This window comes from Azospirillum palustre, from assembly GCF_002573965.1.
GTDB classification, from domain to species: Bacteria; Pseudomonadota; Alphaproteobacteria; order Azospirillales; family Azospirillaceae; genus Azospirillum; species Azospirillum palustre.
In genome coordinates, this window is sequence record NZ_PDKW01000043.1 from 1254996 (window position 1) to 1267066 (window position 12071).

11 protein-coding genes are annotated in these 12071 nt (G+C 65.9%); 6 read left to right on the top strand and 5 right to left on the bottom strand.

Features of this window, described 5'->3' with window-relative positions:
* Positions 1-222 precede the first annotated feature (222 nt).
* Entirely contained in the window at positions 223-1515 is a 1293-nt protein-coding gene (locus tag CRT60_RS28290; RefSeq protein ID WP_244592934.1) for a tetratricopeptide repeat protein, read from the top strand.
* Positions 1516-1560: 45 nt separating this feature from the next.
* Here the strand turns inward: CRT60_RS28290 and CRT60_RS28295 are convergent, their stop codons facing one another.
* Together CRT60_RS28295 and CRT60_RS28300 are read right to left on the bottom strand one after the other, a co-directional pair.
* Entirely contained in the window at positions 1561-3048 is a 1488-nt protein-coding gene (locus CRT60_RS28295; RefSeq protein ID WP_098739798.1) for a hypothetical protein, read from the bottom strand.
* Between the two features lie 110 nt (positions 3049-3158).
* Positions 3159-3368 (bottom strand): anti-sigma factor family protein, encoded by a 210-nt coding sequence (locus tag CRT60_RS28300; RefSeq protein WP_244592815.1) that lies wholly within the window; start codon positions 3366-3368, stop codon positions 3159-3161.
* A 132-nt stretch (positions 3369-3500) separates the two neighbouring features.
* Here CRT60_RS28300 and CRT60_RS35900 point away from each other — a divergent pair, with 132 nt between their 5' ends.
* Together CRT60_RS35900 and CRT60_RS28305 are read left to right on the top strand one after the other, a co-directional pair.
* Entirely contained in the window at positions 3501-3737 is a 237-nt protein-coding gene (locus tag CRT60_RS35900) for a hypothetical protein (RefSeq protein ID WP_143273403.1), read from the top strand.
* Positions 3734-4594, top strand: a complete 861-nt coding sequence (locus tag CRT60_RS28305) for an SDR family oxidoreductase (protein ID WP_098739800.1) — start codon at positions 3734-3736, stop codon at positions 4592-4594. Before CRT60_RS35900 ends, CRT60_RS28305 begins: the two co-directional genes overlap by 4 nt.
* Positions 4595-4786: 192 nt before the next feature.
* Here CRT60_RS28305 and CRT60_RS28310 read toward each other — a convergent pair whose 3' ends face one another.
* From CRT60_RS28310 to CRT60_RS28315, 3 genes are all read right to left on the bottom strand, one after another.
* Positions 4787-5260 carry a sigma-70 family RNA polymerase sigma factor gene (locus CRT60_RS28310; RefSeq protein ID WP_042695558.1) on the bottom strand — a complete coding sequence of 158 codons (474 nt, stop codon included), beginning with the start codon at positions 5258-5260 and terminating at the stop codon, positions 4787-4789.
* A gap of 184 nt (positions 5261-5444) precedes the next feature.
* Complete coding sequence (locus tag CRT60_RS35905; protein ID WP_143273405.1) at positions 5445-5654, bottom strand: hypothetical protein; 210 nt, start codon at positions 5652-5654, stop codon at positions 5445-5447.
* A gap of 88 nt (positions 5655-5742) precedes the next feature.
* Positions 5743-6267, bottom strand: coding sequence for a GNAT family N-acetyltransferase (locus tag CRT60_RS28315; RefSeq protein WP_098739801.1), 525 nt, complete (start codon positions 6265-6267; stop codon positions 5743-5745).
* Positions 6268-6446: 179 nt separating this feature from the next.
* On the opposite strand from CRT60_RS28315, the gene CRT60_RS28320 reads away from it, so the two are divergent.
* The 3 genes from CRT60_RS28320 (at position 6447) to CRT60_RS28330 (ending at position 12040) form a co-directional block, all read left to right on the top strand.
* Complete coding sequence (locus CRT60_RS28320; RefSeq protein ID WP_098739802.1) at positions 6447-8945, top strand: glycogen/starch/alpha-glucan phosphorylase; 2499 nt, start codon at positions 6447-6449, stop codon at positions 8943-8945.
* Between the two features lie 287 nt (positions 8946-9232).
* Complete coding sequence (locus tag CRT60_RS28325; RefSeq protein WP_098739803.1) at positions 9233-10273, top strand: aspartate-semialdehyde dehydrogenase; 1041 nt, start codon at positions 9233-9235, stop codon at positions 10271-10273.
* Positions 10274-10432: 159 nt separating this feature from the next.
* Positions 10433-12040, top strand: coding sequence for a peptide chain release factor 3 (locus tag CRT60_RS28330; RefSeq protein ID WP_098739804.1), 1608 nt, complete (start codon positions 10433-10435; stop codon positions 12038-12040).
* The last annotated feature ends 31 nt before the right edge of the window (positions 12041-12071 follow it).

Here is a 12071-nt window from a genome sequence, read left to right on the forward strand (position 1 = left end):
AGCATGTTGGGGCAGTAAACTCCGCCGCCTTATTTCCCGGGACTCGGATACCTGGGATTTGGCGGAGCCGCAGCGTCGCCCGGGACGGCCCGATGGCGGGCGGAGGCGGGTTCTCCGGGCCGGCGGCATTATCCCTGGCCGAAGCCCGACACCAGAGGACATTCATCCGTGTCAGCGGATCCCTCCTTCGGCGACGAGCCGCAAATCTACAATCTCGATCAAATGTTCCGGATTGGATACGACCGGCTCTATGCCGGGCATCACGCCGGGGCAGGGCTCGCATTCCGTGCCGCCGTCATTGTCGATCCCGACAACGGCGAAGCATGGTCCGCGCTGGCTGAAGCCGAAGGCGCACATGGTCCGGCGGGGCAGGCCGCAGCCTGTTTCCGGCACGCCGTCGCGCTTGAGCCGGCCAACTGGGCATGGCGGTCGATGCTTGCCGATGCCCTGCGGCAGTGCGGCGAAATCGATGCTGCACATGCGCTTTTCCACACCCTGGCGGCGGAACGGAGCGATTCGGCACAGGTTCGACTCGGGCTCGCCCACTGTCTCGCTGCACTTGGCCGGTCCGATGAGGCGTTGGAGGAATTCCGGGAGGCGGTGGCTTTGCGCCCCAACGACCGCGATGCCGTGCTGGCGCTGGCCGAAACACTGACCGCATCCGGCGATGCGCTGGCGGCAGTCGAACTGCTTCAGCCGCTCGCCCGCCGGTACGAGGAGGATTCGGCTGTCCATCATGCGCTGGGGCGCAGCTGGCTTGCCCTTCGCGAACCGGTGAAGGCTCTGGCTGCGCTCCGTCATGCCCGGGACCTCGCTGAGGGGGATGAGACGGCGGCCATAGAACGGTTGATCGCCGCCCTGGAAGCCGGGGAGGGGGCCGACCTGTCGGCCGCCTATGTCCGTGCCCTGTTCGACCGCTATGCCGACCGCTTCGACCAGGATCTGGTCGGCAAGCTCGGCTATGCGGCGCCGGACCTGCTGCGCTCGGCGGTCGACCGGGCGATGCCCGGCGCCGCGGCTCTGCGGATTCTCGATCTTGGCTGTGGCACCGGGCTGGCGGGGGTGACCTTCAAACCGCTTGCAGCACATCTGGCCGGGGTCGACCTGTCGCCGAGGATGGTCGAGAAGGCGCGCCAGCGCATGCTCTATGACGAGTTGAGTGTCGGCGACGTGGTGGAGGCTATGGAGCGGACGCCCGGCGGCTGGGACCTGCTGGTCGCTGCCGATGTCCTTGTCTATATCGGCGATCTCGCAGCCGTCTTTGCTGCGGCGGCCCGCGCTCTGGTGCCAGGAGGTTGTTTCACCGCGACCGTGGAGCGTCTGGCGGACGAAGCGGCGGTCGATCCCTTTGTCCTCGGTGCCACCCGGCGATATGCCCATGCCGAAGGCTATGTCCGGGAAACTGCGGGCATGGCCGGGTTCACGATCCACCTGATGGAGCCCTGCACGCCGCGCCGGGAGAAGGGCGTGCCGGTTCCCGGCCTGCTGTTCGTGGTGGAGCGGGCTGTGCCATAGGAGAGGTGCCGCAGACCTCGACACTCTCTTTGGCGGATGACCCTTTCAGATGGCTTGGGTGTAACGGCCGCCATCGCCGGGCAGGCACCAGCGGGCATGCAGTTGACCCTTCGCATCGAAGCTGCACGCGATCCATCCGGCCCCCCGCAGCAGGCGCCGCCCGTTTTCCGCGAAAGGCGCCATCTCGAACCGGTAGGCCGGCAGGGGATGATCGGGGCGGATCGCCAGCAGCTCCGCCAGCCGCGACCGCCGGCCGGCCGGCCGGCCGGTCGCGGTGAAAGCGGGGGCATAGAGCTGCCACATCTCCAGCCCGCCGCCGCGCAGCACGCCCCGCGCTCCCGCTCCGTCCGCCAGGCCCCGGGACGCGATGGCGATGCGGCAGCCGCTGCGCCGGGAAAAATCGCCCAGGGTGCGCAGCATCCTCTCCCAATCGGCATGGCGTCCGGCCGACGACAGGCGGTCCCCCAGCCGGCCCTCCAGCCGGTTGCGCATCCGGGCCGGAATTGCGCTGCCCAGGCGGTCGAGTAAGGCGGCGGCCGGAGACAGGAGCGGCCCACCGCTGACCAGGATCAGATGCCGGCATCCGGCGAAGCGGTCGAGCCAGTCGGACAACAGGCTCCAGTCCCGTTCGGACAGCAGGCGCCGGCTGTTGCGGTCGGTCCAGAGATCGAGCGCAAGAAGGCCGGCTTCGCCCAGGACGAAGCCCTGCGCCAGCGTTCCGCAGGCGGACCCCCACAGGCAATCCGGCGGGCTGTCCGCCACCGAGCCGGTCTGGAACAGCTGGACCTGACGCCGCACCGCCATCAGCAGCGGACGCAGGCTGCGCGATGTGGAGTCGCCCTCCTCCCGGCCGCTCCAGGCGCCCGCCAGCAGACGGCCGAGATCGGCGCCGTCCCACATCATCACCGATGGGATGGAGGCGAGCGCCGAGGCCACGGCGGCACCGCTCCAGACCCGCAGCATCCGGTCGAAGCCGGCGGTCATCAGCTCCTCCGCCACGCCGGGCAGGGCGGGGCCGAGCCGCCGCGAGGCATCCGTCAGCAATCCCCGGGCCTGGGCGGAGGCTGACATCACCGCGTCGCCATCGATCTGCCCGCCCGCCTGAACCAACAGGTGATAGCGGTCGGCGGCATGCCGGGAGATCAGGTCTGGCCAGAGAGCGGTCGGCGCATTGGTGTCTGGGTCGGCATCTCCACTCATTCCGCTCCCGTAAAGAATAGCGAGGCGGGGAAATGAGTGACGGCCCGGAACGATCACGTTCCAGCGGGGACCGTCAGGAAAGCCGTATGTGACATCGGTGTCGCGCATGCCGCGGGGAACGGCGAAGTCGAAGCGCCAGACTTGCCGGCGGCGCCAGACCATCAGGTGACGCGGCGGGACGGGCAGGGTGACGCCGTCCACCCGCAGATCGTCGGGCTCAACGTCCCCATCCAGAACGAACAGCGCCGACAGCCACCAGCGGTCGCGCTGTTCCCCACGGAAGTACAGGATCGGGCCGAGCAGGATGCTCGGCTCCGCTCGTCTGGGCGCCATGCTTCATCCGTCCGAACCGGCCCTTCCCCCAAAGATGGGCCTGCCGCATGCAATAGCGCAATGTGCTGCCGGACGGAGAAAAAATAACGCGGGGGCGCGCCGGTGGAGCGTTAGCCGTTCCGCTTGCGCAGCAGCTCCAGCATTCGGGAGGGCACCTCTTCGCTCAGGACCGGGTCGTAAAGGCGATGAAGCTCCTCGACATGCTGGCGATGCTGAGCGAGCAGCGCCTTTGCGTCGGGATCGCTCTCGACCACGCTTTCGAATTCGGCGCGTTCCCGTTCGTCCAGGGCGCCGTCCAGATAGGCGTTTATATCGGTCATTGTTACACGCTTCATCTCTGTCGTTCCCGGATGGGTCGCCGGGGTTCTCCCCTGGGACACGATCAACCGTGACACGTCCGGTGGCTCCACCGCCTGCGAATGGCTCGGCCGAAAGGACGCTTAGCCCATCTTATGGGCATGATCCTCGGCCATACCAGTCCGACAAACGGCGCGATCATTGCTCACTTTCGAGGCGAGCAATCCGGCACTGCCATCCTCTTTCGCGTCGCCCGGCCAAGTAACAAGGCAATGTCGCCGATTGTTCCGGCGCTCTTCTGTGAGGAACGCCGTGCATTGGGGTTTGTTGTGAATGTGCAACTCATCCCATCCATACCCGAACGGCTTGCCAACCAAGGGGAATACCTATGACTCAACCGGAAAGCAGGCGGCCGCGCCAGCATCAGGAAACCCAGCCCGGCCATCAGGGTCCCATGGTACCGCAGCCCTCGGAAACCCGGCCCGGCTATCGCGGCAGTGGCAAGCTGCGCGACAAGGTTGCGCTGATCACCGGCGGCGACAGCGGCATCGGCCGGGCCATCGCCGTGCTGTACGCGCGTGAGGGTGCGAAGGTTGGCATCCTGTACCTGAACGAGGATGACGACGCTCGCGAGACCCGCCGGCTGGTCGAAGCCGAAGGTCAACCCTGCACAATTCTGAGCGGCGATGTCGGCGACGAGGAGATTTGCCGCAAGGCGGTGGAACAGCTTATCGGCGAGCATGGCCGCATCGACATCGTCATCAACAACGCGGCCGAACAGCATCCGCAGAAATCGATCGAGGACATCACCGCCGAACAGTTGGAGCGAACCTTCCGCACCAACATCTTCGGCCAATTCTATATGGTGAAGGCCGCGCTGCCGCACATGCACGAGGGGGCCTGCATCATCAACACCACCTCGGTCACCGCCTATAAGGGCAGTCCGGAATTGCTGGACTACTCCGCGACCAAGGGCGCCATCGTCGCCTTCACCCGGTCGCTGTCGATGTCGCTGGCCGACCGCGGCATCCGCGTCAATGCGGTGGCGCCCGGTCCGATCTGGACCCCGCTGATCCCGTCCACTTTCGACGAGGAGAAGGTGGAGAAGTTCGGCAGCAACGTGCCGATGAAACGTGCCGGCCAACCGGACGAGGTGGCACCGGCTTATGTGTTCCTCGCATCCGATGATTCTTCTTATATGTCCGGTCAGGTGCTGCACCCGAATGGCGGCACCGTGGTGAATGGCTGACGGACGACAGGTGGAAGGCTCCGACGCCAGCGGCACCCGAGCTTTCCCTGGTCTTCCCGCGCTGTCGGTATCTTCCGGGGCGCGGCCTGGAAAAGCCCCATATAACGCGAACGCCCCCCGCAGCGGAGTGCGGAGGGCGTTCATGGCCGATCTGGCGCGGACGAAGCGCCAATGTGGAGGAGTTCCGGTCGATCAGGCGGCCATCAGGTTGTTCAGCCGTTCCCGCGCCCGGCACAGGCGCGAGCGGATGGTGCCGATCGACACATTCAGCGTCTCCGCCGCTTCCTGATAGGGGCGGCCTTCGATGGCGACCAGCTTCACGACCTTGCGCTGGCTGGGGGTGAGGGAGGAAAAAGCGCGGTCGACATCGCGGAAAACCAGCCGCGACATCTGCGCCGCATCGACCGACATGGCGCCGTCCCACAGTTCCACCTTCGTCACATGGCGGTCGCGCTGCAGGTTATTGAAGTGCAGGTTCTTCAGCATCGTGGTGAGCCACGCCTGCATATTGGTGCCGGGTTCGAAACGATGCTGGCGTGACAAGGCGCGAGCCAGGCAGTCCTGCAGCAGGTCCTCTGCGGCGTTGGCGTCACGGGTCAGCTTGCAGGCATAGCGCTGCAGGTTCGGCATGCAGCGAATCAGTTCGTTCTCGAACGAGTACGCCATGGTCTTTCCTTCCTCCACAGTCTGTGTACGTCTCCCGCCGGGCCGGTCGGCGGCGGCGCCCGTCGCGGTCAGGCGGGGCGCGGAGCGGGGACGGCGTTGGGCTTTCCGGCGCGCAAAGACGGCGCCACCGGTTCGAAGGGCTGACAGTGCTTTTTTCGGTCTTGAGCGTTCAGGGCGCGAGCGTTCAGGGTACCCTGGGAATGGTCTCCCGGGTGCCCATGGGCCGGCCCGTCATCTGGCGCGGGTCGGCGGCCCCTGCGGGGTGTTGTGGAACGATCCGGTCGGCGGTGGCGTCATTGAGGCGGTCCCGTTGTTGCCCGTCGTTGATCGTGTCGGCAGCTAAACGCGCCGCGCGCCGGGGATGTTCCACCACAGGATTCGGAAAGAGTGACATCGGTGGCAGAATCCGGCGATTCCGGTCCAGGCTCCGCTTGCCGGGCTTACCACCATCGAATGCGGCTGCCGGTGCGCCCCTGCAACAGTCAGTGGCCTGGACTTAGGAGCTTTTCCAGGCGCAGCGCCGCCATTCCGTCCTCGTAATAATCCGGATAGACGGAGAAACGGCGGTAGCCGGCGGCGGTGTAGAGGGCGATTGCCGCATCATTGTCGGCCCGCACCTCCAGCCTGATGCCGCGACAGCCATGGTCGGCGGCGACTTTCTCCAGGGCGGCAAGCAGGCTGCGGCCGAGTCCCTTCCCACGTTCATCCGGGGCCACGGCGAAGGAGGTCAGCCGGGCGAAGGGCGTCCCGGCATGGAAACCGACGACCCCATAGGCGCCGGGCTGATTGCAGGGCGGCCTTTCCTGCACCTTCGGTACTTGGCGGTATGCCACAAGGACCACACCTTTTGCTTGCCGGATCGCATAACGGAAGTTGCGTTGCGTCATCCGGTCGGTCGCGAAGCTCTGCTCCTCGATCGCCAGCAGCGCAGGAATATCGGCCGATTCGGCGTGGCGGATGCCGATGCATGCTGCATCGCAGTGGACAGGATCGGATTCGTGACGCATCGTTGATGGGAAATAGGGAAGGGGATGACAACCTACTCCCTTTTACCACAGCGAAACGACGGTAGGCTCCATCTGGGGAAAGCTTTGCTTAACCAACAGGGCAGACACTTCCCCAATATACGGAGCGCCGTCCTTCCAGCCGCCCGCTCCTATTGGCCTTTCACGCAGAAAGTCAGGACATGGACGCTCGGTTCAAATCTCGCGACATCGAACGCCGCAGCCTCGATGTCGATGGCCTCAAACGGTCGTTCCTGGAATGGCTGGTTTACTCGGTCGGCAAGGATGCACGCGCCGCCACGCGCCGCGACTGGTTCCACACCGTGGCGCTGGCCGTCCGCGACCGCGTCGTCGACCGTTGGATGGACACGACCCGCAGCTATTATCATGAAGACGCCAAGCGCGTTTATTACCTTTCCCTGGAGTTCCTGATCGGGCGCCTGCTGACCAACAGCCTGTCGAACCTGGGCATCGTGGACGAGTGCCGTCAGGCGCTCGACCGCCTCGGCCTGTCGATGGAGGATGTGGTCGATGCCGAGCCGGACGCGGCGCTCGGCAACGGCGGCCTCGGCCGTCTGGCCGCCTGTTTCCTCGACAGCATGGCGTCCCAGGGCCTGCCCGGCTATGGCTATGGCATCCGCTACGAGTTCGGCCTGTTCGAGCAGCGCTTCGAAAACGGCTGGCAGGTCGAATATCCCGAACAGTGGCTGCAATTCGGCAATCCGTGGGAATTCGCCCGTCCGGAGGTGCTGTATCCGGTCCAGTTCTATGGCCGCGTCGAGGAGTTCCGCGACAGCGTCGGCGAGCGCGCCTACCGCTGGGTCGATGCCGACCGCGTGCTGGCGATGGCCTATGACACGCCGGTCGTCGGATTCGGCGGCGAGACGATCAACACGCTGCGCCTGTGGTCGGCCCGTGCCACCCGCGACTTCAACTTCGGCCACTTCAACGACGGCGCCTATATGAAGGCGGTCGAACAGAAGATCCTGTCGGAGAATCTCAGCCGCGTCCTCTATCCCAACGACGCGACGGAGACCGGCAAGGAGCTGCGGCTCAAGCAGGAGTATTTCTTCACCTCCGCTTCCTTGCAGGACATCCTGCGCCGCTACCTCCAGCATCACACCACCTTCGAAAACCTGCCCAACAAGGCGGCGATCCAGCTGAACGACACCCATCCGGCCATCGGCATTGCCGAACTGATGCGCCTGCTGGTCGATCAGCACGCGCTGCGCTGGGACGACGCGTGGGAGATCACCCGCGCCACCTTCGCCTACACCAACCACACCCTGCTGCCCGAGGCGCTGGAAGCCTGGCCGGTGCGGATGATCGAGCGGGTGCTGCCGCGCCACATGCAGATCATCTACGAGATCAATGCCAAGTTCCTGAACCGTACCAAGGCGAAGGCAGCAGGGGACAATGCCAGGCTGTCGCGGCTGTCGCTGATCGACGAGCGCGGCGAGCGCCGCGTGCGCATGGGCAACCTCGCCTTCCTCGGTTCGCACAAGGTCAACGGGGTGTCGGCCCTGCACACCGACCTGATGAAGCAGACGGTGTTCGCCGACTTCCACGAGGAATTCCCGGACCGCATCAACAACAAGACCAACGGCATCACCCCGCGCCGCTGGCTGAAGCAGGCCAACCCGGCCCTGTCGGAGCTGATCACCACCCGCATCGGCGAAGGCTGGATCTCCGACCTGTCGCAGATCGCGGCGCTGCGCGAGAAGGCCGACGACGTGGTGTTCCGCGAGGAATTCCGCCGGGCCAAGCGCAAGAACAAGAAGCGTCTGGCCGCCTACATCGCCCGCCAGACCGGCGAGGAGGTGCTGGTCGACAGCATCTTCGACGTGCAGGTCAAGCGCATGCACGAATACAAGCGCCAGCTGTTGAACGTGCTGCACACCATCGCGCTCTACAACGAGATGCGCGACAACCCTACGGTCAGCTGGGTTCCGGTGACCAAGGTGTTCGCCGGCAAGGCGGCGCCCTCCTACCACATGGCCAAGCTGATCATCAAACTGATCAACGACGTCGCCAAGGTGGTGAACCACGACCCGTCGGTGCACGACAACCTGAAAGTCGTCCTGCTGCCGAACTACAACGTCACCGCGGCGGAAATCATCATTCCGGCCGCCGACCTGTCGGAGCAGATCTCCACCGCCGGCATGGAGGCGTCGGGCACCGGCAACATGAAGCTGGCCCTGAACGGCGCGCTGACCATCGGCACGCTGGACGGCGCCAACGTCGAGATCCGCGAGCATGTGGGTGCGGACAACATCTTCATCTTCGGCATGACCGCGGACGAGGTGAACGACCTGCGTGCCAGCGGCGGCTTCAACCCGCGCGAGGTGATCGCGTCGAACCCCAGCCTGAAGCGGGCGCTCGACATGATCTCGACCGGTGCCTTCTCGCCGGACGACCGCAACCGCTACCACCCCATCGTCCAGGCGCTGACCGACGGCGGCGACCATTTCCTGGTGACGGCGGACTTCGCCGACTATTGCCGGGCGCAGGATGCTGCGATGCAGCTGTACCGCGACCCGGAGGAATGGACCCGCAAGGCCATCCTGAACACGGCCAACATGGGCTGGTTCTCGTCCGACCGTACGGTCAACGAGTATGCCGGCGAGATCTGGGACGTACACCCGGTCAAGCCGAGCCATGACGGCGAAGGGTTCCGGTGAAGCCGGTAATTTCTGAAAGGGCGAACGCGCAGGCGCTTTACAATGCCTGCGCATTCGGATAAGAAGGCGTCATGAACCGCAAGGCCATCACCATCACTACGACCAAAAAAGCGACTCGCTTCGGCGGGCAGCGTCGTGGTGCGTGCTGATCGGATCGACCAGCGTTTCTTCCACGAGGCAGGCCCCGCCGGACAACGGACGGGGCCTCGTCGTATCCGGGGTCCGCTGTCCGAACGACCGATAGGCCGGTCCGATCAACAGTGCGATAGACAGGACGGAACCCCGCCATGAGCAGCAGCAACGCCTCCGCTTCTTCCAAGCCCCTCCGCGTCGCCGTGGTCGGCGCCACTGGCGCCGTCGGCCGCGAGATGGTCAAGGTCCTTCACGACCGCAACTTCCCGGTCGCCGAACTCGGCCTGTTCGCCTCCGAGCGGTCCGCCGGCAAGGTGCAGGAGACCCCCTACGGCGCCCTGACCCTGAAGGCCTTCGATGCCGCGGTGGTGAAGGGGTATGACGTTGTCCTGCTGGCGGTGTCGGGCGATTTCGCCAAGGCGCATGCCAAGGATCTGGCCTCGGCCGGCGCGCTGGTGATCGACAACAGCTCCGCCTTCCGCTACGACGCCGACATCCCGCTGATCGTTCCGGAAATCAACGCCCACGTCTTCCGCGAGGCGTACGCCGCGGGGTCGCGCCTGATCGCCAACCCGAACTGCACCACGGCCATCGCCGTCGTGGCGCTCGGTCCGCTGCACAAGGCCTTCGGCATCAAGCGCGCCATCGTCTCCACCTATCAGGCCACCAGCGGCGCCGGCGCCGAGGGCATGGCCGAGCTGGAGGAGCAGACGCGCAACCAGCTGGACGGCAAGCCGGTCACCAACAGCGTGTTCCGCCACCCGATCCCCTTCAACCTGATCCCCCAGATCGACGCCTTCCAGGAGAACGGCTACACGAAGGAGGAGATGAAGGTGACGTGGGAGACGCGGAAGATCATGGAGGTTCCGGATCTGCCGCTCAGCTGCACCGCCGTCCGCATCCCGACCTACCGCGCCCATTCCGAGGCCATCACGCTGGAGACCATCCAACCGGTCACGCCCGACGCCGCCCGCGCCGTCCTGGCCGATGCCGCCGGCGTGAAGGTGGTGGACGATCCGGCCAACGGCGCCTACCCGATGCCGCTGAACGCCACCGGCCAGTATGACGTCGAGGTCGGCCGCATCCGCAACAACATCGTCTTCGGCGACCATGGCCTGGACTTGTTCGTCTGCGGCGACCAGCTGCTGAAGGGCGCCGCCCTGAACGCGGTGCAGATCGCCGAGTTGGCGCTGTAAGGCGACCGGCCGAGGCCGATCCCAGGGCCGATCCCAAGGCTCTGGAATCCCAGGGCCGGCACTGCTATGTAATGCGACGGGGGCCGACGGGCGTGTTTCGCCTGTCGGCCCTTTCGCCGTTCGTACCGTATAACGCCTTCAAGTCACGGGATTCTGCGCATGTCCGAACTTCAGGACGCCGTCTCCCGCCGTCGGACCTTCGCCATCATCGCGCACCCCGACGCCGGTAAGACCACGCTCACCGAAAAGCTGCTGCTGTTCGGCGGCGCCATCCAGATGGCCGGTGCCGTCAAGGCGCGCGGCGAGCAGCGGCGCGCCAAGTCGGACTGGATGAAGGTGGAGCGCGAGCGCGGCATCTCGGTGACCGCCTCCGTCATGACATTCGATTTCGACGGGCGCACCTTCAATCTGCTCGACACGCCGGGCCACGAGGACTTCTCGGAGGACACCTACCGGACGTTGACCGCGGTCGACAGCGCGGTGATGGTGATCGACGGCGCGAAGGGCATCGAGACGCAGACGCTGAAGCTGTTCGAGGTCTGCCGTCTGCGCGACGTGCCGATCATGACCTTCTGCAACAAGATGGACCGCGAGGCGCGCGATCCCTTCGACTTGATCTCGGAGATCGAAAGCGCGCTGGCGCTGGAGGTCACGCCGGCCAGCTGGCCCATCGGCATGGGCCGCGACTTCCTGGGCTGCTACGACCTGATCCGCGACCGGCTGATCCTGATGGACCGCAGCAAGGGCGACGAGATCGACGATGGCATCGAGTGCAACGGCCTGGACGATCCCCGCCTGGACGAACTGCTTCCCGCCCACGCCGTCGCCAAGCTGCGCGAAGAGGTGGAGATGGCGCGCGGCCTGATGCCGGCCTTCGATCTGGAGGCCTATCGCGCCGGCCATCTGACCCCGATCTATTTCGGCTCCGCCATCAACAATTTCGGCGTGCGCGAGCTGCTGTCCGGCCTGGCGGAGAACGCCCCGCCGCCGCGTCCGCAGCCGGCCGATCCGCGCACCGTCGAGCCGGACGAGGAGAAGGTCACCGGCTTCGTGTTCAAGGTCCAGGCCAACATGGACCCGAACCACCGCGACCGCATCGCCTTCGTCCGTCTCTGCTCCGGCCGTTACAAGCGTGGCGCCAAGCTGAAGCACATCCGCTCCGGCAAGCTGATGGCGGTGAACAACGCCGTTCTGTTCCTGGCCCGCGACCGCGAGGTTGCGGAGGAGGCTTGGCCCGGCGACATCATGGGCATCCCCAACCATGGCAGCCTTCGCATCGGCGACACGCTGACCGAGGGCGAGGATCTGCGCTTCACCGGCGTGCCGAGCTTCGCGCCGGAACTGTTGCAGCGTGTCCGCCCGGACGACCCGATGCGGGTGAAGCACCTGCGCAAGGCGCTGGAGCATTTCGCCGAAGAAGGCGCTTCCCAGGTGTTCAAGCCACTGACCGGCGCCGACTGGGTCGTCGGTGTCGTCGGCCAGCTGCAGTTCGAGGTTCTGGCCTCGCGCATCGAGGCGGAATACGGCATCGCCGCCCGATTCGAGGGTGCCGGGCTGGACGCCGCCCGCTGGGTCGAGACCGACGACAAGGTTCAGTTGGAAAAATTCATCGAGCTGAACCGCTCGGCGCTGGCCGAGGACCATGACGGCGCGCTGGTGTTCCTCGCCCGCAACGCCTGGCACCTGAACCGCGCGCAGGAGGATTTCCCGGCGCTGCGCTTCCTGAAGACACGTGAGCAGAACCGTAAGGTCCACACCGCCGCGTGACGCAAACGCCCGCTCACGTCGCCGTGGTCAC

Coding starts and splice junctions, on each gene's coding strand:
- CRT60_RS28290 (WP_244592934.1), top strand. CDS start 223: ATGTTCCGGATTGGATACGACCGGCTCTATGCCGGGCATCACGCCGGG.
- CRT60_RS28295 (WP_098739798.1), bottom strand. CDS start 3,048: ATGGCGCCCAGACGAGCGGAGCCGAGCATCCTGCTCGGCCCGATCCTG.
- CRT60_RS28300 (WP_244592815.1), bottom strand. CDS start 3,368: ATGACCGATATAAACGCCTATCTGGACGGCGCCCTGGACGAACGGGAA.
- CRT60_RS35900 (WP_143273403.1), top strand. CDS start 3,501: ATGGGCATGATCCTCGGCCATACCAGTCCGACAAACGGCGCGATCATT.
- CRT60_RS28305 (WP_098739800.1), top strand. CDS start 3,734: ATGACTCAACCGGAAAGCAGGCGGCCGCGCCAGCATCAGGAAACCCAG.
- CRT60_RS28310 (WP_042695558.1), bottom strand. CDS start 5,260: ATGGCGTACTCGTTCGAGAACGAACTGATTCGCTGCATGCCGAACCTG.
- CRT60_RS35905 (WP_143273405.1), bottom strand. CDS start 5,654: ATGTCACTCTTTCCGAATCCTGTGGTGGAACATCCCCGGCGCGCGGCG.
- CRT60_RS28315 (WP_098739801.1), bottom strand. CDS start 6,267: ATGCGTCACGAATCCGATCCTGTCCACTGCGATGCAGCATGCATCGGC.
- CRT60_RS28320 (WP_098739802.1), top strand. CDS start 6,447: ATGGACGCTCGGTTCAAATCTCGCGACATCGAACGCCGCAGCCTCGAT.
- CRT60_RS28325 (WP_098739803.1), top strand. CDS start 9,233: ATGAGCAGCAGCAACGCCTCCGCTTCTTCCAAGCCCCTCCGCGTCGCC.
- CRT60_RS28330 (WP_098739804.1), top strand. CDS start 10,433: ATGTCCGAACTTCAGGACGCCGTCTCCCGCCGTCGGACCTTCGCCATC.